The organism is Salinicola peritrichatus, from assembly GCF_003206715.1.
GTDB classification, from domain to species: domain Bacteria; phylum Pseudomonadota; class Gammaproteobacteria; order Pseudomonadales; family Halomonadaceae; genus Salinicola; species Salinicola peritrichatus.
Genome location: NZ_PZJU01000029.1, coordinates 129098 through 150629, shown reverse-complemented (window position 1 = coordinate 150629; position 21532 = coordinate 129098). Strand labels below are relative to the sequence as shown.

General features: G+C 63.4%; 22 protein-coding genes. 6 read left to right on the top strand and 16 right to left on the bottom strand.

Annotation, left to right across the window (positions count from 1 at the left end; translation table 11 throughout):
* Positions 1 to 23: 23 nt before the first annotated feature.
* Complete coding sequence (locus tag DOM57_RS12190; protein WP_110649460.1) at positions 24 to 1295, bottom strand: acyltransferase family protein; 1272 nt, start codon at positions 1293 to 1295, stop codon at positions 24 to 26.
* Between the two features lie 320 nt (positions 1296 to 1615).
* Here DOM57_RS12190 and DOM57_RS12185 point away from each other — a divergent pair, with 320 nt between their 5' ends.
* The 3 genes from DOM57_RS12185 to DOM57_RS12175 all read left to right on the top strand — a co-directional run bounded on the left by DOM57_RS12185 (position 1616) and on the right by DOM57_RS12175 (position 3841).
* On the top strand, positions 1616 to 2383 hold the full coding sequence (locus tag DOM57_RS12185; RefSeq protein ID WP_110649459.1) for an SDR family NAD(P)-dependent oxidoreductase: 768 nt from the start codon (positions 1616 to 1618) through the stop codon (positions 2381 to 2383).
* 63 nt (positions 2384 to 2446) lie between these two features.
* Positions 2447 to 2863, top strand: a complete 417-nt coding sequence (locus DOM57_RS12180) for a GFA family protein (protein WP_162619521.1) — start codon at positions 2447 to 2449, stop codon at positions 2861 to 2863.
* A 57-nt stretch (positions 2864 to 2920) separates the two neighbouring features.
* Positions 2921 to 3841: a DMT family transporter gene (locus tag DOM57_RS12175; RefSeq protein WP_110649457.1), complete on the top strand. Its 921-nt coding sequence runs from the start codon at positions 2921 to 2923 to the stop codon at positions 3839 to 3841.
* A 168-nt stretch (positions 3842 to 4009) separates the two neighbouring features.
* On the opposite strand, the gene DOM57_RS21790 is transcribed toward DOM57_RS12175, so the two are convergent.
* The 10 genes from DOM57_RS21790 to nrdR form a co-directional block, all read right to left on the bottom strand.
* The gene (locus DOM57_RS21790; RefSeq protein ID WP_162619516.1) at positions 4010 to 4210 is read right to left on the bottom strand and encodes a hypothetical protein; all 201 of its coding nucleotides are present in this window, start codon (positions 4208 to 4210) and stop codon (positions 4010 to 4012) included.
* A gap of 71 nt (positions 4211 to 4281) precedes the next feature.
* Positions 4282 to 6714, bottom strand: a complete 2433-nt coding sequence (gene lon / locus DOM57_RS12170) for an endopeptidase La (protein WP_110649456.1) — start codon at positions 6712 to 6714, stop codon at positions 4282 to 4284.
* A 152-nt stretch (positions 6715 to 6866) separates the two neighbouring features.
* Entirely contained in the window at positions 6867 to 8192 is a 1326-nt protein-coding gene (locus DOM57_RS12165; RefSeq protein ID WP_162619520.1) for a DUF945 family protein, read from the bottom strand.
* 75 nt (positions 8193 to 8267) lie between these two features.
* Positions 8268 to 8741: a phosphatidylglycerophosphatase A family protein gene (locus tag DOM57_RS12160; protein ID WP_110649454.1), complete on the bottom strand. Its 474-nt coding sequence runs from the start codon at positions 8739 to 8741 to the stop codon at positions 8268 to 8270.
* A complete protein-coding gene (gene thiL / locus DOM57_RS12155; protein WP_110649453.1) occupies positions 8738 to 9709 on the bottom strand; it encodes a thiamine-phosphate kinase in 972 nt (323 codons plus the stop codon). Before thiL ends, DOM57_RS12160 begins: the two co-directional genes overlap by 4 nt.
* Before the next feature lies 1 nt (position 9710).
* Entirely contained in the window at positions 9711 to 10211 is a 501-nt protein-coding gene (nusB, locus tag DOM57_RS12150) for a transcription antitermination factor NusB (protein ID WP_110649452.1), read from the bottom strand.
* Positions 10208 to 10690: a 6,7-dimethyl-8-ribityllumazine synthase gene (ribH, locus tag DOM57_RS12145; RefSeq protein WP_110649451.1), complete on the bottom strand. Its 483-nt coding sequence runs from the start codon at positions 10688 to 10690 to the stop codon at positions 10208 to 10210. The genes nusB and ribH overlap by 4 nt, the downstream gene beginning before the upstream one ends.
* A gap of 197 nt (positions 10691 to 10887) precedes the next feature.
* A complete protein-coding gene (gene ribBA, locus DOM57_RS12140; protein WP_110649450.1) occupies positions 10888 to 12021 on the bottom strand; it encodes a bifunctional 3,4-dihydroxy-2-butanone-4-phosphate synthase/GTP cyclohydrolase II in 1134 nt (377 codons plus the stop codon).
* Positions 12022 to 12150: 129 nt separating this feature from the next.
* Positions 12151 to 13314 carry a bifunctional diaminohydroxyphosphoribosylaminopyrimidine deaminase/5-amino-6-(5-phosphoribosylamino)uracil reductase RibD gene (gene ribD, locus DOM57_RS12135; protein WP_110649449.1) on the bottom strand — a complete coding sequence of 388 codons (1164 nt, stop codon included), beginning with the start codon at positions 13312 to 13314 and terminating at the stop codon, positions 12151 to 12153.
* A 90-nt stretch (positions 13315 to 13404) separates the two neighbouring features.
* Positions 13405 to 13914 (bottom strand): transcriptional regulator NrdR, encoded by a 510-nt coding sequence (gene nrdR, locus DOM57_RS12130; RefSeq protein WP_110649448.1) that lies wholly within the window; start codon positions 13912 to 13914, stop codon positions 13405 to 13407.
* A 219-nt stretch (positions 13915 to 14133) separates the two neighbouring features.
* On the opposite strand from nrdR, the gene DOM57_RS12125 reads away from it, so the two are divergent.
* The gene (locus tag DOM57_RS12125) at positions 14134 to 15909 is read left to right on the top strand and encodes a sugar phosphorylase (RefSeq protein ID WP_110649447.1); all 1776 of its coding nucleotides are present in this window, start codon (positions 14134 to 14136) and stop codon (positions 15907 to 15909) included.
* A gap of 104 nt (positions 15910 to 16013) precedes the next feature.
* Complete coding sequence (gene crcB / locus DOM57_RS12120) at positions 16014 to 16394, top strand: fluoride efflux transporter CrcB (RefSeq protein ID WP_110649446.1); 381 nt, start codon at positions 16014 to 16016, stop codon at positions 16392 to 16394.
* 188 nt (positions 16395 to 16582) lie between these two features.
* Here crcB and DOM57_RS12115 read toward each other — a convergent pair whose 3' ends face one another.
* The 5 genes from DOM57_RS12115 to DOM57_RS12095 all read right to left on the bottom strand — a co-directional run bounded on the left by DOM57_RS12115 (position 16583) and on the right by DOM57_RS12095 (position 20561).
* Positions 16583 to 16996 (bottom strand): DUF6691 family protein, encoded by a 414-nt coding sequence (locus DOM57_RS12115; RefSeq protein ID WP_110649445.1) that lies wholly within the window; start codon positions 16994 to 16996, stop codon positions 16583 to 16585.
* A 3-nt stretch (positions 16997 to 16999) separates the two neighbouring features.
* A complete protein-coding gene (locus tag DOM57_RS12110) occupies positions 17000 to 17449 on the bottom strand; it encodes a YeeE/YedE family protein (RefSeq protein ID WP_110649444.1) in 450 nt (149 codons plus the stop codon).
* Between the two features lie 25 nt (positions 17450 to 17474).
* A complete protein-coding gene (locus DOM57_RS12105) occupies positions 17475 to 19277 on the bottom strand; it encodes a SulP family inorganic anion transporter (RefSeq protein WP_239496206.1) in 1803 nt (600 codons plus the stop codon).
* A 140-nt stretch (positions 19278 to 19417) separates the two neighbouring features.
* Positions 19418 to 19615, bottom strand: a complete 198-nt coding sequence (locus tag DOM57_RS12100; protein ID WP_110649442.1) for a hypothetical protein — start codon at positions 19613 to 19615, stop codon at positions 19418 to 19420.
* Between the two features lie 46 nt (positions 19616 to 19661).
* Positions 19662 to 20561 carry an MBL fold metallo-hydrolase gene (locus DOM57_RS12095; RefSeq protein WP_110649441.1) on the bottom strand — a complete coding sequence of 300 codons (900 nt, stop codon included), beginning with the start codon at positions 20559 to 20561 and terminating at the stop codon, positions 19662 to 19664.
* 284 nt (positions 20562 to 20845) lie between these two features.
* On the opposite strand from DOM57_RS12095, the gene DOM57_RS12090 reads away from it, so the two are divergent.
* Entirely contained in the window at positions 20846 to 21208 is a 363-nt protein-coding gene (locus DOM57_RS12090) for a hypothetical protein (RefSeq protein ID WP_110649440.1), read from the top strand.
* Positions 21209 to 21532 lie beyond the last annotated feature (324 nt).

Sequence of the window (21532 nt, the reverse complement as noted above, 5' to 3'; positions counted from 1 at the left end):
GGCGCCCGCCTCGCCATATCGGTTCATGCCCTGACCGGCATCATTGCCGGCCGCTGCTGCCATTGCGCCGGTAGACGCGCTTCCAGCCAATGGCGCATCGGCACCACCACGAAGCGTTGCATCAGCAGCGCGAGCACGACGATCAGCGCAAGGTGGAACGCCATGGTCCAAAGTGGAATCGCGAACTTCAGCGCCGCGTTGCCGCTCTCGGCGATCCATCCCTCGTGCCAGCGTGCGAGGAGCCAACGTGTCGCCCGCGCGAACGGTCCGATCAGCGGTGTATGAAGCGCGAAGATGCACAGCGCCGATTCGCCGAGACGCTGTGCCATAGGGGCTGTTGCCGTTTCACGCACGGCCGCGCCGGAGGGTGTGGCGAAGGCGGTGGCGCTCAGCAGCACGAGGGCCTGAAACGGCATCAGCAGCCCATTATGAGTGAGATAGTAGAGATGCAGGCCATCCTGCTTCAGCAACCATGCCCCGACCGGCACGCCACACAGGCCGAGTACCAGCAGCGGGTAACGGAAGCGGCGGAAGAGATCGTTCAATGCCTCGGACTGCATCGCCCGATAGAGCAGAATGCCGGCCAGGAACTCCGGTAGCCGGAACAGTGGATTACGGTGCAGCACGCCGACCGTCACGTAGTCGAAGGACCCCATCAGCGTTGCGATCAACGGCCCCGCGGCGTAGACCGCCCAGATGGCGAGCAGCGCAAGGCCCCAGCGCTGTACGCGCATCAGCCGTGGCGCCAGCCAGGGAAAGCAGGCGTAGAAGAACAGCAGCGCCGAGATCGACCAGGAGGCGCCGTTGAGCCACAGAAATCGCGGCTCCCAGGCTTGCAGCAGCATCAACTGCATGGCGATGTAGCCGATGGCGCTCGGCCATGAGAGGCGCTCGGTAAATGCAGCCCGCGCCTCGTCGCTCAATGGATGATAGGGATGCGTATTGAAATAGACATGCACGCCTTCGGGCCGGATCGGGTACTGGAAAAGCAGTAGCCCCAACGCCAGCAGCAAGGTGATCACGTGGATGGGATAGAGGTTGCACAAGCGCCTGACGATGAAGGCCGGTCCGTTCATCTTCATCTCACCGGCGTGATCCAGCGCCACGTGGGCCAGCAGGAACCCCGAGAGCATGAAAAACGTGCTGGTCGCGAAAAATCCCATGCCGACGAAGCTTTCCAGCATGGCGGGCATGTCACGGTAGATCCCGCCGAAATGGTATATCACCATCCACAGCGCCATCAGGAAGCGCAGCCACTCCAGACCGTAGTAGCGTCGCTTTTGGGTATTGGCCATTGTGCTCTCCTCTGCCTACGCGAACGCGTCGCGGTAGCTCGGTGCAGTGGGCGGGCTCCGAGAGGTCAGCGAAGTGTAACCAGACGGCAATGAAGCGCACATCGATTTGCAATGAATCACTGAATTTTACACAAATGACCGTGTACTGTAGGCAAATGCCGACAGCACTCCAGGAACCGCCGGCCCCGCTATCGAGGCATGCACTATTGCGGTTCCGAGCGTGCTACGGTGAGATGAAAAAGTTTTCTAGCGCAGGCGAGTACCGTTTATCTTGAGCGTATTCGCCGTACCACTATTCGTCCCGTCACTCAGGAGTCGTCATGAATCAGCAGCCCCCCGTCGCTTTCATTACCGGTGCCACTTCCGGTTTCGGTCGCGCCTGCGCCTATCGTTTCGCCGAGGCCGGTTGGGCCCTGGTTCTCACCGGCCGGCGGCAGGAGCGATTGGAGGAAGTGAAGCAGAGCCTGGAAGACAAGGTGCCGGTGCATGTCGCTTCGCTGGACGTGCGCGACCGCGCAGCCGTCGTCCAGGTGGTCGAGGCACTGCCGGAAGCGTTCAAGGCGGTCAAGGTGTTGGTCAACAATGCCGGGCTGGCGCTCGGCGCCGGCCCGGCCCAGGAAGCCAATCTCGATGACTGGCAGACCGTCATCGACACCAACATCACCGGACTGGTCAACGTCACGCGTATGTTGCTGCCGACACTGATCGAGGTCGGTCGCGGCGCCGCGATCATCAACGTTAGCTCCACGGCGGCGCTGTGGCCCTACCCCGGCAGCCACGTCTATGGGGCGTCCAAGGCCTTCGTCAACCAATTCTCGTACAATCTGCGCTGCGACCTCAAGGGTACCGGCGTACGTGTGACCGACATCGCCCCGGGCATGGCCGAGACGGAATTCACCCTGGTGCGCATGAAGGGCGACCAGAGCGCTCACGACAAGCTCTATGGCGGTGTCGAACCGATCCAGCCGGAAGACGTGGCGGAGCAGATCTTCCATGCCGCGACCCTGCCGCCGCATCTGAACATCAATCGTCTGGAACTGATGCCGGTCTGTCAGTCATGGAACGGTCTGTCGATCGACCGGGGTTGAGCTTCCCACCGTCGGGCGATGCCGCATGCAGCGGCATCGCCCGCGAAGCCAGGAGTCGCGAAAATGGCTACTTCGATGCAAGGCCGCTGTCTGTGTGGCGACGTAGCGCTCACGCTGGAAGTCGACGAGCGTCATGCCGAAGGCTGCCACTGCCGCATGTGCCTGCGCTGGGGTGGCGGCCCACTGTTCGTGGCGCACGGCACCAGACTGACCTTCGACAACGAAGCCGCAGTCATGCGTTACCGCTCGTCGGACTGGGCGGAGAGAGGTTTCTGCAAACGCTGCGGCACCCATCTCTTCTATCGATTGCTGGATGCCGATTATCAGGCGGTCCCCGTCGGCGTGCTGGAGGATGACGGCGACTGGGTACTGACACAGCAGATCCATATCGACGCCAAGCCGAACTACTACTCGCTGGCCGAGGAGACGTCGCGGCTGACCGGCGCCGAGATCGAAGCGCAACACACCGGCAATACCTAGCAACCGCTGACCACGAGCGCATTGATCACCTTTCGATAATCACAATAACGGACCCTCATGCCGGAATCTCGCACCGCTGCGGCGGTACCCTCCTCGCCCGCGGCCAAACCACTGTGGCTTAGTGCCGCGCCCGGCCTTTTCCTGCTGCTCTGGTCGCTCGGCTTTCCGGTCGCCAAGATCGGTACGCAGCACATCGATCCGCTGCTGTTTCTCGGGCTACGCTTCGTCCTGGTGCTGCTATTGATGGTACCGGTATGGCTTTGGCTGCGCCCGCCGATGCCTGCTCGCCGCATCGACTGGTGGCATCAGGCCGTGGTCGGCTTCCTGATCCAGACCGTCTATTTCGGCTGCTGCTACAGCGCCTTCGCCTTGGGCAGTTCCGCCGGCGTCGTCGCCCTGATCGTCTCCCTGCAACCGGTGCTGGTCGCCCTGCTGGCCCCCGTCATGGTGGGGGAAACCATCGGCACGCGACGCTGGATCGGCTTCGGCCTGGGCCTTTTGGGAGCGCTGGTGGTCATACTCGGGCGCGCCACGATCGAGGGCACGACACTGGCCGGCCTGCTGTTGAGCGTGGCCGGACTGCTCGGCATGAGCGGTGCCACGCTCTATGAAAAGCGCTACGGTCGCCCGCTCCATCCGGTCAGCGCCAATCTTATCCAGTACTTCACCGGCCTGATCACGACCCTGCCGCTGATTGCCCTGTTCGGCCACTTCACGCTCACCTGGAACGGGCCGTTGATCGGCTCGCTGGCCTACCTGGTGATCGGCAACTCGCTGATCGCGATCTCGCTGCTGCTGGCGATGATACGGCGCGGAGAAGCTTCCCGGGTATCGGCACTGTTCTATCTGGTACCGCCTTGCGCCGCGTTGCTGTCGTGGTGGCTGATCGACGAGCCGATGCCGCCGATCGCCTGGCTCGGCATGGGCATCGCCGCGCTCGGGGTCGCGCTGGTCAGCAGGAAACCCAAGGCGAGCTGATCAACTCAACCGATCGAGACGCTGCTGGACCCGGGAAGACCGGCACAACCCGGCGAGCATGTGAAGCGCTGGCCGCCACGGGTATCCGGCATCACGCCCGGCTTCCGAAACGACGAAGGCAGCGCTGTCGCACTGCCTTCGTTGACACTTTCAGCGTAACGATTTCGCTCAGCAGTTGCCTTTCTTGGCCTGTCCCGGTGGACAGAAATCCCCATCGCCATGGCGATGGTCGTCACCGATGATGACCGCCGGCTCCGGCTCGATACGCGCTGGATGGTAGCTGCACGCGCTGAGCAGCAGCATGACCAGCATCGCCCAGCCACCGTGAACCATCCATCGGCGTTTCGATTGGATTGATTGGCTCGACATCCCTAGCTCCTAATCCATTAGTCCAGGCCGATCGACAGATCCGGCCTGGCTCAACGCCAATGCTGTCTTCCTCAACGCTCGAACACCACCTTGGCGACGTCCTGATAGACCTTGGCGAAGTGCACCGTTACACCTTCCTTGAGATAGTCCGGCAGTTCGTCGTAGTCGCGCTTGTTAGCCTCCGGCAGGATCAGTTCGAAGATCTCGCTGCGACGCGCCGCGATCACCTTCTCGCGAATGCCGCCGACCGGCAGCACCTGACCGGTGAGGGTCAACTCGCCGGTCATCGCCAACGGGCGATCGATGCTCTGGTTCCTGGCCAGCGACATCAGCGCCGTGGTCATGGTGACGCCCGCCGACGGGCCATCCTTCGGGGTCGCCCCCTCCGGCACGTGCAGGTGGATGAAGGCATCGTTGAAGAAGTCCGCGTCTGCGCCGAATTCACCGAGGTGACCCAAGGTGTAGCTGTAGGCGATGTTGGCGGACTCCTGCATCACCTCCCCGAGCTTGCCGGTCAGCTTGAAGCCGCGCGTCAGCGCATGCACCTTGGTCGCCTCGATCGGCAGCGTGGCGCCACCCATGGCCGTCCACGCCAGGCCGGTGACGACCCCGACGCCCTTGAGCACCTTCTCCTTGCGGAACAACGGCGCGCCGAGGAATTCCTCGAGGTTGTTGACCGAGACCTTGACGCTCTGCTGACCGCTCTCGAGCAGCTTCACCGCCGCCTTGCGTACGATCCGATGCAGCTGTTTCTCCAGTTGCCGCACGCCGGCCTCGCGCGCGTAGCCTTCGATCACCTGCTTGAGCGCGGCATCGGTGAGGTTGATCCGCTTCCTCGGAATGCGGTCGCGCTCGAGCAACTTCGGCCACAGATGATGCTTGGCGATCGCCAGCTTCTCTTCGGCGATGTAGCCGGACAGTCGAATCTGCTCCATACGATCGAGCAGCGGTCCGGGAATGGTGTCGAGCTGGTTCGCCGTGCACACGAACAGCACCTTGGAGAGGTCCAGACGCACGTCGAGATAATGATCGAGGAAGTCGACGTTCTGCTCGGGATCGAGCACTTCGAGCAGCGCCGACGCCGGGTCGCCCTGGAACGACTGACCCATCTTGTCGACCTCGTCGAGCATGATCACCGGATTCTCGACTTCGACTTCCTTCAACGCCTGCACCAGCTTGCCCGGCATGGCGCCGATGTAGGTCCGGCGATGGCCCTTGATCTCGGCCTCGTCGCGCATGCCGCCGACCGAGAAGCGATAGAACTTGCGTCCCAGCGCTTCGGCGATCGAGCGCCCGACCGATGTCTTGCCGACCCCGGGCGGCCCCACCAGCAGCACGATCGAGCCACCGACGTCGCCCTTGAAGGCGCCCTCGGCGAGAAACTCGATGATGCGCTCCTTGACGTCGGTGAGACCGTCATGATCGCGATCGAGTATCTTGCGCGCCCGCTGGAGATCGAGCTGATCCTCGGAGGTGATCCCCCAGGGCAGCGAGGTCAGCCAGTCGAGATAGTTGCGCGTGGTGCCGTACTCCGGCGAGCCGGTCTCGAGCACCGAGAGCTTGGTCAACTCATCGTCGATGCGCGCCTGCACGCGCTCCGGTACCTGCAGGTTTTCCAGCCGCCCACGGAAGGTGTCGACATCGCTCTCGCGGTCGTCCTTCGAGATGCCGAGTTCCTTCTGGATGACCTTGAGCTGCTCGCGCAGGAAGAATTCGCGCTGATGCTTTTGCATCTGCGAGTTGACCTGCTCGCTGATCTGGTTCTGCAACTGCGCGACCTCGATCTCCTTGCGCAGCAGCGGCAGCACGCGCTGCATGCGCTCCATGATCGGCAGCGTCTCCAGCACGCTCTGCAACTCGCGGCCCTTGGCCGAGGTGATGGCGGCGGCGAAATCGGTCAGCGGGCCGGGCTCGTGCGGGCTGAAGCGATTGAGATAGCTTTTCAGCTCCTCGCCATAGAGCGGGTTGATCGGCAGCAGTTCCTTGATGCCATTGATCAACGACATCGCGTAGGCACGCGCTTCCTCGGCCTCGGCGTCGACCGGCTCCCGCGGGTAGGAAACCTCGACCAGATACGGCGGCTTCCTGGAGAGCCAGCGATGGATGCGAAAACGGCGCATGCCCTGGGCGATGAACTGGATCTGCTGTTCTTCGCTCTGGGTGCGGTGCACCTTCACCGCCGTGCCGATCTCGGGGAAGCTGTCCACCCCCAGTTCATCGACGCCGACCTCGCCCACGAAAGCGACGCCGACCATGTGATGCGGCGTGTTGGCAACCCGCTGCATGGTCTCTTCCCAGCGCTGGCGCTGAATGATCAACGGCTGTACCTGGGCCGGGAAGAAAGGGCGATTGTGAATAGGAAGAAGGTAGATGCGCTCCGGCAGATAATCGCCGGACGGCACGACGGCGCCACTGGCCGAGGTTCTGTGGCTCTGTCCGCCGTCGCTTTGGGCGTCCTGTCCTGCGTCGAAGGTTTCCGCGGAATCCCGATCGTATTCGCTCATCATTCACCCTGAGTCAGAAGCCAGAAATGGCCGAATGGTCAAGGGATGTGGGCGCCCGGGCAGGAGTTCAAGTCACGCGGCCGGACAACCAGCGGAAATGACGGAACGAATACCCAAGCCCGCCCCGTATCGTCGGACGCCGCACGGACGATCTACTCGGCGAGTTCAGGCAGCAACAACGGCATCCGCCGGCCGTTGACGTCGAGCACGCCGCCGGCAAGTTCGACCTTCAGCGGGTCGCTGGTCGTCGGCAGCCCCAGATACATCGACAGCAGCGGCGGCGCGCCGTTGAAAATCAAGTGCCCCTCGAGACGCTCGATCAAGGCATTCGCCGTTGCCTGATCGCTCATCGCCCCAGGATTCCAGCTTTCGATACCGGCGCCGTCGAGCGTGAGTTCGCCGCTGCCGTTCATTCGCATGCCCAGCAGCGGGCTGTCGACATCGAACGTATCCAGCGCCAGCCGCGGCGAACCGGCAAGTATCGCCTGGATCTGCGGCGCGAGCGGCGCCAGGGCCGCGTCCAGCGCTGCTTCATCGTTGGCATCGATGGCCGCCTGGATGGCGCCGAGATGCGAATCGAGATTCGCCGCCAGCGCCCGATAGGCATCGCCATCGATACGATCCAGCGTCATGTTCAAGCTGCCGCTGAAGATCCGCTGGCCCTGGATGCGACTCTCGCCGACGTCGGCCTTCAACTGCATCGCCAGTTGCTCGGCATCCAGGGTCGCCCGCATGGCATAGCGGATGTCCTTGGAAACCACGCTCGGGCCGTCGCTTGGCGTTACCGTGGCCGTGGGGATCGTCAATGTGACCTGCTGCTCGAATGCCCGATCGTCACCCTTGAAGGTTCCCGCCAGCGCCACATCGTCCAGGCGAACATCGGCCTCGTCATCGACCACCTGCAACCGTGGCGCTTGGCCATCGAGAGTGACGCGATCGCCGACCTGGACGATATCCAGCGACAGCCCGTCGAAGTCCAGTCGTATCTTTCCGGGCGGCGTCATCTCGCCCTCGATCCCGCTGGCGGGAACGGTCACGCGCTGCGAGAAGCCCGGCACCTCGACGGAGGCCTCGAGGCGCTGGTCACGGGTCAGAAATCGCCCTTTCCAGGTCACCGGAGCGTCACTTTTCAGCACGTCGCCGAACAACGTTTCATCGTCGTCACCGACTCGAACCTGGCTCTCGCCGCCGAGCGTCGTCTCGAGCAGCCCGTGCTCGGCGTGATAAGGCGTATCGATGACAATGGCATCCGCCCCCTCGGCGAGATCGAGATAATGCGCTTCGATCCGGCCACTGGAGTGGAACCAGCCGCTATCGACGTCATGGCGCGATAGCTGCCATTGCGGACTGGCGTCGAGCCGCGCGATCGATCTGGCCATCTCATCTTCGAAACGCTGGCTCGAATAGGCCTGGGCGCCGAGATAGCCCGCCCCGGCGATGAGCAGGACGACGACACCCGCGCCAATCCACTTGCGCATTCCTGGCTCCTCACGTTGAAGGAAGAAGAGTGCCCACCGCGAGTGAGCTGTCATGGGTCGATGAGTGTCGCGATCTCAGTGCAGCCAGAACCACAGATGCATCGTGCACCAGGCATACACCCCGGCCAGGATATCGTCGAACATGATGCCGATGCCGCCGGCCACCCGACGATCGACCCAGCGGATCGGCCACGGCTTGATGATATCGAACACGCGAAAGACGACGAATCCCCACAGCGCGGCCTCCCAGGAGAACGGTACCGCCGCCATGGTCAGCCAGTAGCCGACGAATTCGTCCCACACGATGCCGGAGTGATCGTGAACGCCGAGATCGCGCGACGTGGTTTCGCAAAGCCAGATGCCGACCAGGGTCGCCACGCCCATCACTCCGAGGTAGATCGACAGCGGCAGCCCCGAGAGCAACCAATAGAAGGGAATCGCCGCCAGCGTGCCGAAGGTGCCGGGCGCGAACGGCACCGCGCCACTGCCCAGGCCGAAGGCCAGGAAGTGGCGCGGCCGGCGCCACACGCTGGAGGGCGCCCGGTTCATGGTGCCGTCTCCGGAAAATGGTCCCAGCCGCTGCGCTGCAGATAGTGCGGCGGGACACCATGAATGCCCTCGCTGTCGACGATGCGTCCGATCGGCGTCAGTGGCAGATGCAGCGCCGCCAGCCGGCGCTGCGCCTCCGCCAGGTCCGACTCGGCCAGCGTCACCAGCAGCTCGTAGTCATCGCCGCCATTGAGCGCCAGCTCATGCACCGCGCCGGTCTCGAAGATCGCACGCAGCGGCGTGGCCAAGGGTAGCGACTCGAGATCGAGCCGTGCGCCAACCCCGGAAGCGCGCAGGATATGCGCCAGATCCGCCAGCAGCCCATCGGAGATATCGATGGCGCTGCTCGCCAATCCCCGCAACGCTTCACCGGCCGCCAGTCGCGGCTCGGGACGCAAGTACGCTTCGAGCAGCGGATGCCCGGCCTCGCGCTCGTCCTGCTGCCAACGCAGCAGTCCGGCGGCCGCGCGCCCGGGATAGCCGGTGACGGCGATCAGCTCGCCCGGTTTCGCCCCGCTGCGACGCAGCGCGCTACCGGCGGGCAACTCGCCGTGCACCGTGACGCCGATCGTCAGCGCACCACGCGTGACGTCACCGCCCACCAGCTCGCAACCGCTACGCTCGGCCAGCGCCCGGAAGCCTGCGGCAAATTCAGCAAGCCAGGCGGGATCGGCCTCGGGCAGCGTCAGCGCCATGCAGCACCAGCGCGCCTTGGCACCCATCGCCGCCAGATCGCTCAGCGCGACCGCCAGCGCGCGATGGCCGATGGCGTCGGGCGGCGCATCGTGCGGAAAGTGGATATCGACCACGGAGGTATCGACGCTGACCGCCAACTGGTGCCCCGGCGTCGGCGTGAGCACCGCGCAATCGTCGCCGTTGCCGACAACGATGTCGCCGCGCTCCCCCGCCGGCGGGCGTGACAGGTAGCGAGCGATCAGCTCGAATTCGCTCAACGAAGCGCGAGTCATGTCAACGACGGCGAGCAGCGACCTCGGCACCCCGCAGGCGCGACGCCAGCTTGTCGAGGATGCCGTTGACGTATTTGTGGCCATCGGTGGCGCCGAAGATCTTGGCCAGTTCGACGCCTTCGTTGATCACCGCGCGATAGGGAACTTCGGGACGCCGCGACAGCTCATAGGCACCGAGACGCAGAATCGCCAGTTCGATGCGGTCGAGATCCTCCAGCCGCCGATCGAGCAGCGGCGCGATAGCGGCATCGAGTTCGGCACGGTGGCCCGCGGTGTTGTGCAAAAGATCATGAAAAAGCGCCTGATCGGCGATCTGCATCACCTTGTGCCAGTTCTCGTGATCCTCGAGATCCTCGTCGGCGACCTGGGCGCGAAACTCGGCCTCGACGGCGCTGATCGACTTGCCGGTCATCTGCCATTGATAGAGCCCTTGCACGGCAAGTTCACGCGCCGCGCGACGCGACTCCTGGGCCTTGGAAGGCTGGCGGGAAGGCGCGCTCATTCACCACCTCCCAGCCGCTTGAGCAGCGAGACCATTTCCATTGCCGCCATGGCCGCCTCCGTTCCCTTGTTGCCGGCCTTGGTACCGGCACGCTCGACGGCCTGATCGATCGAGTTGACCGTCAACACGCCGTTGGCAATCGGGGTATCGAACTCCAGTTGCAACGCACTCAGCGACGAATTGCAGTTGCCGGCGACGTATTCGAAGTGCGGCGTGCCACCGCGAATCACCGCGCCCAGCGCGACCACCGCGTCCGGTCGGGACACCTGCAGCACGCGCTTGACCGCGAGCGGCAGTTCCCAGGCGCCGGGAACGTGAATCAGCTCGATGTTGTCTTCACCGACGCCGTGACGCATCAGGCTATCGACCGCCCCTTCGACGAGGCTATCGACGACATGATGATTGAAACGGCCGACGACGATGGCATAGCGCCCGTCGACATCGGTGAATTGACCTTCCAGTTGAGCGATCGGTTGCATTGTCGGGTTCCGGAGTCACTGCGCCCTGTTGATGAGTCAAAAGTACGATGAATCGGACAGGGCGCACGATAAAACAGTTTGGTTGACCGGCGCCAGCGCTCGGCGCGCGAAGCCGGCCATCTTATCACGGCCGCGCGTTCACGGGTTCGAATCAGGATGGGGCATGAGCAGGAATCGCATGCGCTAGCGCACCGGCTTCACGCATCGCCGCTGACCAGTTCGACCACTTCCAGGTCGAAGCCGGAAAGAGCCGAGAAGCGCCACGGCGAACTCAGCAGTCGCATCTTGCCGACACCGAGCTGGCGCAGAATCTGCGCGCCGGTGCCGATCGACAGAAAATTGCCCGCACCATCCGAAGCGCTTGAGCGCGGCGGCGGGCGGCGCCCGAGCAGCACGTCGAGCTGGAGCTTGAAATCGCCCTGCGGCCGGGCTTCCTCGAGCAGCACGAACACACCGGACTCGGCATTGGCGATCGCCTCCAGCGCGGTATAGGCCGTCCAGTGGCTGTCGCCCCTGCACAGCGCCAGCAGGTCGCGCAGCGTGTCGCCGCCATGGACGCGCACCGTCGTCGGTGTGCCGGGCTCGGGCTTACCCTTGACCAGGGCCAGATGGTGCGTGTCCTGAATACGGTCATGGAAAACGTGCAGCAGCATGTCGCCGAAGGCGGTGCGTACCGGATTTTGCTCCACCGCGTCGACGGTGCGCTCGTTGAGCATGCGATAGTGGATCAGATCGGCGATGGTGCCGATCCTGATATCGTGCTCGGCGGCGAAGCGCTCGAGTTCCGGGCGCCGTGCCATGCTACCGTCGTCGTTCATGATCTCGCAGATCACGCCGGTCGGCTCGAAACCGGCCATCGTCGCCAGATCGCAGGCCGCTTCGGTATGCCCGGCACGCCGCAACACCCCGCCCGGCTCCGCCATCAGCGGAAAGATATGACCCGGTTGCACGATGTCTTCGGGTTTGGCGTCACGCGCCGCCGCGGCACGCACGGTCAAGGCCCGGTCGGCGGCGGAGATGCCGGTCGAGACACCGCGCGCGGCTTCGATGGAGACGGTGAACTTGGTGCCATAGCCGGAGCCGTTGTCGCTGACCATCAGCGGTAGCTTCAACTGCTGGCATCGCTCGCGGCTCATCGGCTGGCAGATCAGGCCACGGGCGTGGCGCGCCATGAAATTGATATGGCTCGCCTCGACACACTCTGCGGCCATGATGATGTCGCCTTCGTTCTCGCGATCCTCGTCATCCATCAGGATGACCATCTTGCCCTGCCGAATGTCTTCGACAAGAGCCTCGATGCTGGCCAGCTGGCTCGGTTGCGCTGTCGTCATTGCTGATTCGTCCACACAGACCGCTAGGGTTCGATGACGGCACAGACTACCTGTCGGGAGACGCTGACGCCACTGTCGGCACATGGCAACGCCAACCGGCGTCGCCGTGAAACGACGCCCGGCGCGGCACTAACCGTCCGAGGCGGGACGCGCCTTGATCCACCAATCGTTGCCCACGGCACGAATCTCGTCGATCTCGAGCCGGCGCTGCTGACTCATGTTTTTTAACCCCGGCAGCGCGAACAGTGGCCGTGCCTCGCCGCCCAGCAGGGTCGGTGCGATGAACAGTTCCAGACGGTCGACGCACTGCGCCTCGAGCAGCGCGCCAGCCAGTGTGGCGCCGGTTTCCACCAGTACCTCGTTGCACGCCTCCTGGGCGGCGAGATAGCGCAACACGGCGTCGAACTCGACCCGGCCCTCATTAGTGGCCGGCATGCAGATCACTTCGGCCCCGGCGGCCTCGAGCCTGGCCCGGCGCGGCGCGCGCTCATCCTGCACGGTGAACACCAGCGTGCGTCCCGGCTCGTTCAGACAGGCGGCGGCCAGCGGCAGGCGCAGACTGCTGTCGAGAACCACCCGCAGCGGCTGGCGCCGAGCGATCGATTCGGCCTGCTCGAGCCCCAACTGCTCGGCACGCACCGTTAGCCGCGAATCATCGAAGATGATCGATTCCACGCTGGTCAGCACGGCGCTCGAGGCCGCGCGCAGGCGCTGCACCTGCTGGCGCGCGGCGGGGCCGGTAATCCACTGCGATTCGCCGCTGGCCATGGCGGTACGGCCGTCGAGGCTCATCGCCATCTTCAGCGTGACCCGCGGTCGGCCTTCGCTCATGCGACGGATGAATCCGGGATTGAGCGCGCGCGCCTCGCTCTCCAATAACCCGACAACGACGTCGATCCCGGCGGCGCGCAGCATGGCGAATCCGCGCCCCGAGACCTGCGGGTTGGGGTCCTCCATCGCCGCGACGACTCTCGCCACGCCGGCCTCGATCAGCGCCTGGCTGCAAGGGCCGGTGCGTCCGGTATGCGAGCAGGGTTCGAGGGTCACGTATGCGGTTGCGCCACGCGCGGCTTCACCGGCCGCCTCGAGCGCGTTGATCTCGGCGTGCGCTTTGCCGGCGCGGGCGTGAAAGCCCTCGCCGACCAGCACGCCATCCTTGACCAGCACACAGCCCACGCGTGGGTTGGGATCGCAGCTGTAGCGCCCTTTCCAGGCCAGGCGAATGGCGCGGCTCATCCACGCCTCGGCCACGGGCCGGTCGATCTGGGAAGCGCTTTCGAAGGCAGAGGACATGGCGATTCGCTCGTTCAGCACGGCCGGCGAGCCGGCCGCGACTCGACAGGGGCGGGTTCAACGTCTGGGGAACACGACATACGCAGACATTCAGGCGGTGTTTCCCTTGCCGTTGCCCGGTGGACTGTCATCGCCCGAAGGAGTACGGGGCTCCTGCGTCAGACGATCGATCTCGGCACGGAACTCATCGAGATCCTGGAAACGGCGGTAGACCGAAGCAAAGCGGATATAGGCGACGTGATCCAGACGCTTCAACATCTCCATCACCTCTTCGCCGATTTCGCGTGCCTCGACTTCGCGATCTCCGCGTGCACGCAGCCGTTGCCGGATGCGCTCGACCGCCGCCTCGAAGGATTCGACGCTGACCGGGCGCTTTTCCAGGGCCAACGACATGCCGGCGCGCATCTTCTGCTCATCGAAACTCTCTCGCGAGCCATCCGCCTTGACCACCCGGGGCATGACCAGCTCGGCCGTCTCGTAGGTCGTGAAGCGCTCGCCGCAGGCGGCGCATTGACGACGTCGACGCACCTGGTCCCCTTCGGCTACCAAGCGCGAGTCGGTCACCTTCGTGTCGTGCGTACCGCAGAAAGGACAATGCATCGGTATTCTACCTGGCGGCGCGGGCAATCGAAGGATCGCCCCGCGAATTGAACTCGTCCTTCAGTGTAACGGGTTGTGCAACATACCGGAAATACACTGAAATTAAGGATCGGTTTTAAAGTTGGCCCATCTTCTGCAAGGATAGTGTGACGATTCGGTCACATTCGGTGACTCTCTCGCCTTCGTGCTGTCCATTGTTGAACCAGGAACCGCTCTATCATGCCCAGCCGTGCCGCGAATTATCCTGCGCTCTCCGAAGAGGCATTCATTGAACGCGCCAGTGCGCGACTCGAAGAGGTCTACGGGCCGCGCCGCGACGAGGTGATGCGGCGGTTGATGACACTGCTGATGCACCAGCGAAGTGCACTGGACAGTCTTCCGCGGCCGACCTGGAGCGAACGCGACCAGATCCTGATCACCTATGGCGACACCATCATCGACGGTGAGCGCCCGCCGCTGGAGGTCCTCGACGATTTCCTCGCGACCCGCCTCAATGGCACCTTCAGCGGCCTGCATATCCTGCCTTTCTTCCCTTGGAGCAGCGACGACGGCTTCTCGGTCGTTCACTATCGCGAAGTCAACCCCAAGCTGGGCACCTGGCAGGACGTGCGGCGTCTTGCCTCGCGCATCGACCTGATGGTCGACCTGGTGATCAATCACGTCTCGCGCGAGTCGCTATGGTTCACCGACTATCTCTCCGGCACCCAGCCAGGCCGTGACTACTTCATCGAGATGGACCCGGAAACCGATCTGTCCCAGGTCACCCGGCCCCGCAATTCGCCGCTGCTGGTACCGGTCTCGACCCGTCGTGGCACCCGCTACCTGTGGGCCACCTTCTCCGACGACCAGATCGATCTCAATTTCGCCAATCCGGACGTGCTGCTCGAATTCGTCGGCATCCTGCTTTTCTATGTCCAGCAAGGCGCCCGCATCATTCGCCTGGACGCCATCACCTATCTGTGGAAAGAGGTCGGAACCAACTGCGTACACCTGCCGCAGACCCACGCCATCGTGAGGTTGATGCGCGCGATCCTGGATTTCGTGGCGCCGGGTACGCTGTTGATCACCGAAACCAACGTGCCCCACAACGAGAACATGAGCTACTTCGGACTGGAGCGTCTCGAGGATCCCCGGACGATGCCTGACGAAGCCCACATGATCTATCAGTTCACGTTGCCGCCGCTGCTGGTGCACACCCTGACCAGCGGCGACGCCACCACGCTGAGCGACTGGGCCCGCTCGCTGCCGCAGCTGCCACCGGGATGTACCTATTTCAACTTCACCGCCAGCCACGACGGTATCGGCGTACGCGCGCTGGAAGGCCTGTTGCCACCGCACGACCTGCAGATCCTGCTCGAACTGATGCACCGCTTCGGTGGCTACGTCAGCATGAGGACCAACCCCGACGGCAGCGATTCCCCCTATGAGATCAACATCACCTACTACGATGCCATGAAAGGCACGCGCCGCGGTCCCGATGCCTGGCAGGTGGAACGCTTCCTGTGCAGCCAGAACCTGATGCTGGCGCTGCAGGGGATTCCCGGGATCTACTTCCATTCGCTGACCGCGACGCTCAACGATCACGAGGGCGTCGAGCGCAGTGGTCGGCTGCGTTCGATCAATCGCCGCCAATGGCCCAAGGAAGAACTCGACGAACTGATCGACAGCCGCAGCACGCCGACCCGCGAGGCCTTCACCTCGCTCAAGCGGCGTCTCAACATTCGCGCCAACGAGCCCTGTTTCCATCCCGAGGCGCCACAGCGGGTGCTCGAGACACCGCCGGGCATCTTCGCCATCGAGCGCGGCCCGCTGGCCAACGGCCGCCGTCTGCTGGCGATCTACAACATCAGCGACAAGCGCCAGCCACTGGATATCGCCGAACTCGCCGAAGGCGACTGGTACGACGTACTCAAGGATGGCAGACACTGGAATCCACATCCGGAAGAGCGCGATATTCTGCGCCCCTATCGCAGTCTGTGGTTGGTGCAGCCCTGAGAACCTGAAGACGCCAGTGCCCCTCTTGTCGCTTCGTCTCGAGATGATAAAGTTATCGCCCGCCAGCGCCACCCATCCCATCGATACGCGATAAGGAAAGGTCAATGTGGTTACCCATACTCGCCATCAGCCTCGGCGCGGCCATCGGCGCCAATCTGCGCTGGTGGCTCGGCGCGCAGTACAACGGTTATTTTCTGCATATCCCGCCCGGCACGCTGATCGCCAACCTGGCCGGCGCCTGGTTGATCGGGCTGGCGCTGAGCTTCTTTCAGGATTCGTCGCTGAGCGTGGAGTGGAAGCTGTTCGCCGTGACCGGCCTGTTGGGCGCCCTGACCACCTTCTCCACCTTCTCCGCCGAGATGGTGACCGCGATCCAGAGCGGCCGCTGGATCTGGGCGCTGGCCGGCACCCTGATACATGTGCTCGGTTCCTTCGCGATGACGCTGCTGGGAATCGCCTGCTACGGCTGGCTACGACACGGCTAACCATGGCTTTCATACCTGCTTTTCATGCTCGAAATACGGTTGAATATCCACGCATCGGGTATGAGGCAATCACGCGTCATGGGATCAAAAGCGGAGAATGTCGGTGAAGTCTCCACCCACACCAAATACCCACGAGTCCGGGCAGAGGAGCCAGCCCAGATGGGACTGGCAGTGGCAGGAATTGACGCTCAGTGGCGCGCCGACCATCGCCGCGCCAGCCACCAGCCAGCGATCATCGCCGCCAGAAAAGTGATCAGAGGCCAGCCTGCTGCCGACAGCGAGGCGAGCGCCGGCCCCGGACAGTAGCCGGACAGCGCCCAGCCAATGCCGAACAGAGCAGCGCCTCCGATGAGACGCGCGTCGAGATCGCGCCGGCTCGGCAGTTGAAAGCGCTCGGCAAAGAGCGGCGCACCGCGCCGCCACACCCGTCGATAGCCGACGAATGAGGTAACAACGGCGCCGCCGAGCACGAAGCCCAAAGTCGGATCCCACGTCCCGGTCACATCGAGAAAGCCGATCACCCGCGTGGGATCGGTCATGCCGCCGATCGAAAGGCCCAGTCCGAACAGCAGTCCGGCAAGCAGTCCAGACAAGACGATCATGTATCACTCCCCTATCACGTGGCGCAAGTAGACGGTCAGCATGGCGACGATGACGAAGGTCAGTGTCGCCGCGATCGAGCGCGGCGAAAGGCGAGCCAGCCCGCACACGCCATGGCCACTGGTACAGCCGCTGCCGATGCCGGTGCCCAAACCGACCAACAGGCCGGAGATCAGCATGACGCCGGGACCGTAGGCCGACGCTCCGATCAGGCGCCCCGGCTCGGCGACGACGTTGCCCCACTCGAGCCCCGTCATGGCCAGCAGCACCGGAGCGGCGATCAATCCGGCTATGAATGCCAGCCGCCAGCCGCGGTCGCTACCACGCTCGAACAGCGCTCCCGAGACGATGCCGCTGATCCCGGCAATGCGGCCGAGAAGGCCCATCAGCAGCACGGCGGCGAGACCAATCAATCCGCCGCCGATCAAGCCCTTTAACGCACTCACGAGTTCCACGATGTCACCGCTCCTTCTGCTTGAGTCATGAAGCCGATTGCCGAGGCGATGGGAATGTGACGCCAGGTGTAGCGATACAGGGCATGGAGAGCCGCGCTGGCCCACGGCCATGCAGTGCGCGCCACGCCTCGAACGTGCTCAGAAAGACACGTCCATTGAGCGATTCGAGCAACCCCGTATGGCTCAAGCGGTCCATCACCGGGCCCTTGACCTCGGCCAGATGCAGACCGACCCCTTGATTCGTCAGGCGCCGGTTCAACGCCTCGAGACTCTCCAGGGCACTGGCGTCGATCACATTGACCGCCTGACATGTCAACACCAGGTTCCGTGGCGGTGGATCGCGGCTTGTCACCATCGTTACCAGATCCTCGAGATAGCGAACATTGGCGAAATAGAGGCTTTCGTCGACACGCAGGATGGCAAGGTGGGAGTCGGTCTCCACCGCATGGCGACGAATGTTGCGAAAATGCTCGGTGCCGGGAATCCGCCCGACCTCCGCGCTATGGGGTCGGCTGGTGCCGTAGAGATGTAGCGCCAGCGACATGCCGACGCCGACCAGGATACCGATTTCGACACCCAGCAGCAGTGTCGCCACCGCCGTCGCCGCCATCGCTACGCCCTCGCCCCGCGAATAACGCCAGACGCGCGCGAACGCCGGCAGATCCACCAGAGAGAGCACGGCAATGACGATGACCGCCGCCAGCGCGGCCATTGGCAGTTCGCGCAGCCATGGCGCGAACAGCAGCATGACCACGGCGATACCGACGGCGGTATAGGCACCGGCGGCCGGGGTGCGTGCGCCGGCATCGAAATTGACCACCGACCGCGAAAAGCCACCGGTAATCGGCATGCCACCACTGATCGAAGCAGCCAGATTGGCACCGCCGAGGCCAACCAGCTCCTGGTCGGGGTCCAACCGTTCGCCACGACGGATGGCCAGCGCCTGGGCCACCGATACCGATTCGACATAGCCGACGATGCTGATCAGTATCGCCGGCCATATCAATGTCCGCCAGAGCCCGGGATCCCAGGGAGGCAGCATCAACGATGGCAGGCCTGTCGGAATCTTCCCGATGGTGGAAACGTCGTGTCCCAGCCACCCGACGGTACTGGCAGCCAATGCCGCAATGGCGACCGTCGCGATGGGCGCGAGCTTGACCAGCATACCGGCAGCGCGTGAAGGCACCCGGCAACGTTCGAGGCCCGCCTTTCCCCAACGTCGGATCAGCCATAGCATGATGAGGGAAGCGCAGCCCATGGCGAGCGTCGGCAAGTTCAGCCGCTCCAGCGCCGACGGCAGTCGAGAAAGCAGCGCCGGTAGCGTCGAACCGGAGAGAGGAATGCCCAGCAGGTGCTTGAGCTGGCTGGCGGCGATCAGTAATCCCGAAGCACTGACGAATCCCGTCATGACAGGGTGGCTCAGGAAATTGATCAGAAAACCGAGTCGACACACCCCCATGATCAGCAGGATGCCGCCCGAGAGCAGCGCCAGGACGAGCGCCGCGGCCGCATAGCCGGCGGAGTCCGCTTCGGCGACCCGCGACAGTGCCGCAGCGGTCATGAGCGACACCACGGCCATGGGTCCGACGGAAAGTGTGCTGCTGCTTCCCATCAGCGTATAGACGATCAGCGGCAGCAGGCTGGCATAGAGTCCGACGACCGGCGGCAGACCGGCCAGCATCGCGTATGCCAGCGCCTGCGGGATCAGCATCAGCGTGACGATCGCTGCCGCCACCAGATCCTCGCCGAAAATTTTCCGGTCGTAGCGCCTCCCCCACGCCAGGATCGGCAACCAGCGCGTCAGGCCCGAGCGCCCTCTCCCGCTCACGCCCCGGTATCCTTCTCTCGTATCGACATTGGCGCTCTCATCGGTTCGTTGCCGAGCCCATCTCTGCATGCTTCACGAGTGACCGGCCGATTCTCACGAACGTGCCGCCGATTTCGCCAACCACTCGAGCCCCTTGAGCATCAAGGTCCAGTAGATCCACGGTAACCGGAAGGCAGCGACTTATTGTCGAGAAATGCGAGCAGATTGGCGACGACGATCGCGATGTCGAGATCCGGCTGGCGCTTGTGCAGACTCGCCGCCACCGCAATACCTCCGGCGCCACCACCGATAATGACGACATCATGGCGTTTCCCATTCACCGCTGCCGGTTCGTTCATCGTTTCCTCCTGTCATGATGGATTCCGCTGAGACTTCGGCGCGTCATCACTCCCAAGCGGCACCTTCCAGAGCATTGAGAGGGATCTTCAGATAGCGCTTGCCGTTGGTTTCCGGCTCGGGCAGACGCCCGCCCAGAATGTTCACCTGCAACGCATGCAGGATCAGCTTGGGCATGGGCAGTTCGCGATCACGGCGCCGGCGCAGTTCGACGTACTCTGCCTCGCTGCACTGGCCGACCCGATGCCTGTTTCGTTCGCATTGCTCGCGCACCGTGCTCTCCCACTGCGGCTCGCGGCCATCGGGCATGTAATCGTGTCCGGTGAATAGGCGCGTTTCCTCGGGTAGCGCGAGTATCGCCTGGATCGAATGCCAAAGCTGATGCGCGCTACCACCGGGAAAATCGGCACGAGCCGTGCCGAAATCGGGTTGGAACAAGGTGTCGTGAACAAAGGCGGCATCGCCGATGACGTAGGTAATCGAGGCCAGGGTATGCCCCGGCGAATGCATGACTCGCGCTGTCAACTCACCGATCGGGAAGGTGTCACCATCGGCGAACAAGCGGTCCCACTGGCTGCCGTCGCCAGTGAAATCCGGCCAGTGGTAGATCTCCTTCCACAACGCCTGGACCTGGGTCACCGGGCGGCCGATCGCGGTCGGCGCCCCCGTCTTGCCATGGAGGTAATGGGCGGCGGAGAAGTGATCGGCATGAGGGTGAGTGTCCAGGATCCACTCCACCGTGAAGCCCTCCCGCGCGATATAGGCCAGTAGCTCATCGGCATGGTGCGTCGCCGTGGCACCGGATTTTTCGTCATAGTCGAGTACGGGATCGATGATCGCGCATTGCCGCGTGGCGGGGTCGCTGACCACGTATTGGATGCTGAAGGTGCGGGGATCGAAAAAACCGGCGACATCGGGCTGGCCTTTCGAAAGCGCGAAGGTCTGCATGAGGGCTCCTGGAAGTCGATACACCTCACAGCATATCGCCAATCAAGTTCTAACGTTAGATCTTTTTTGAATATAAAATCTAGAGCCTGCTCATATTCCTTTATTTCCTGACTGCGCACTCCGACGCCATTTCCCCGGTGAGACATTTCAGCCAACCCAGGAATAGATCACCTGCCCATGCGTCTTACGGTCAGCCGACAGCGAGTTGCACCGTAGTCGACCCGCTGTCGACCACGATCGTGAACGCGGTCGCAAACACCTTCTTGCAATAGGAACCGGTCATCATGAAATCAGCGATCTTTTCTCGTTGGATGCGCATTGCGGCAACCGTCGCCTTGGCAGGTTGCGCTCCCGTACTGGCACAAGCCGGCAATAGCGTGGCTCAGCAGGCCGCAATGCAGCGCTTGCATCAACCACTCAACGTACAACCCGCCTTGATGTCCACTAACCAGTTCGGAATGTGGCGCCTCGACATCGGTGCCGGTCAGAGCGACGCAGGGGCGGAAGCGCTTCGCGCCAGTCAGAACAGCACGTCCATGGAAACCATGGTGCGCTACGGTACGCATCGCCAGAACCTGGCGGCGGAAGGCCAAAGTGCCGCCGTGGCGGAAGCACTACGGCGTATTCATGACAGCGACCCGGCTTAGACAGCATAGCGGCTCGTATCAGAGCCCGTTTTCGCGCAAGGTCATCACATGGGGCATTTCGGCGGGATCCGATACCCTCTAGCCATAGGAGCCGAGGTATAAAGCCTCGGCTCTCTACGTTCGGGCGGCAGCCGTTGATGGCTGATTCATTAATGAGTTTGATTATCATTTAATTTATCGTACGATATATCCTATCATTCCATGCTAGGTAGCTATCGCCGTGCCCCCTCCATCGCCGATGACAGCAGCAGTCCTCTCCACTCCAGACTCGGGGATGCGTCAGTTGTGGACCGTATCGATCGTCGCTCTACTTTTTTGGCTTCT

Excerpts from the sequence above, each read along its gene's own strand:
- DOM57_RS12190 (WP_110649460.1), bottom strand. The coding sequence starts at position 1,295 with ATGGCCAATACCCAAAAGCGACGCTACTACGGTCTGGAGTGGCTGCGC.
- DOM57_RS12185 (WP_110649459.1), top strand. The coding sequence starts at position 1,616 with ATGAATCAGCAGCCCCCCGTCGCTTTCATTACCGGTGCCACTTCCGGT.
- DOM57_RS12180 (WP_162619521.1), top strand. The coding sequence starts at position 2,447 with ATGGCTACTTCGATGCAAGGCCGCTGTCTGTGTGGCGACGTAGCGCTC.
- DOM57_RS12175 (WP_110649457.1), top strand. The coding sequence starts at position 2,921 with ATGCCGGAATCTCGCACCGCTGCGGCGGTACCCTCCTCGCCCGCGGCC.
- DOM57_RS21790 (WP_162619516.1), bottom strand. The coding sequence starts at position 4,210 with ATGTCGAGCCAATCAATCCAATCGAAACGCCGATGGATGGTTCACGGT.
- lon (WP_110649456.1), bottom strand. The coding sequence starts at position 6,714 with ATGAGCGAATACGATCGGGATTCCGCGGAAACCTTCGACGCAGGACAG.
- DOM57_RS12165 (WP_162619520.1), bottom strand. The coding sequence starts at position 8,192 with ATGCGCAAGTGGATTGGCGCGGGTGTCGTCGTCCTGCTCATCGCCGGG.
- DOM57_RS12160 (WP_110649454.1), bottom strand. The coding sequence starts at position 8,741 with ATGAACCGGGCGCCCTCCAGCGTGTGGCGCCGGCCGCGCCACTTCCTG.
- thiL (WP_110649453.1), bottom strand. The coding sequence starts at position 9,709 with ATGACTCGCGCTTCGTTGAGCGAATTCGAGCTGATCGCTCGCTACCTG.
- nusB (WP_110649452.1), bottom strand. The coding sequence starts at position 10,211 with ATGAGCGCGCCTTCCCGCCAGCCTTCCAAGGCCCAGGAGTCGCGTCGC.
- ribH (WP_110649451.1), bottom strand. The coding sequence starts at position 10,690 with ATGCAACCGATCGCTCAACTGGAAGGTCAATTCACCGATGTCGACGGG.
- ribBA (WP_110649450.1), bottom strand. The coding sequence starts at position 12,021 with ATGACGACAGCGCAACCGAGCCAGCTGGCCAGCATCGAGGCTCTTGTC.
- ribD (WP_110649449.1), bottom strand. The coding sequence starts at position 13,314 with ATGTCCTCTGCCTTCGAAAGCGCTTCCCAGATCGACCGGCCCGTGGCC.
- nrdR (WP_110649448.1), bottom strand. The coding sequence starts at position 13,914 with ATGCATTGTCCTTTCTGCGGTACGCACGACACGAAGGTGACCGACTCG.
- DOM57_RS12125 (WP_110649447.1), top strand. The coding sequence starts at position 14,134 with ATGCCCAGCCGTGCCGCGAATTATCCTGCGCTCTCCGAAGAGGCATTC.
- crcB (WP_110649446.1), top strand. The coding sequence starts at position 16,014 with ATGTGGTTACCCATACTCGCCATCAGCCTCGGCGCGGCCATCGGCGCC.
- DOM57_RS12115 (WP_110649445.1), bottom strand. The coding sequence starts at position 16,996 with ATGATCGTCTTGTCTGGACTGCTTGCCGGACTGCTGTTCGGACTGGGC.
- DOM57_RS12100 (WP_110649442.1), bottom strand. The coding sequence starts at position 19,615 with ATGAACGAACCGGCAGCGGTGAATGGGAAACGCCATGATGTCGTCATT.
- DOM57_RS12095 (WP_110649441.1), bottom strand. The coding sequence starts at position 20,561 with ATGCAGACCTTCGCGCTTTCGAAAGGCCAGCCCGATGTCGCCGGTTTT.
- DOM57_RS12090 (WP_110649440.1), top strand. The coding sequence starts at position 20,846 with ATGAAATCAGCGATCTTTTCTCGTTGGATGCGCATTGCGGCAACCGTC.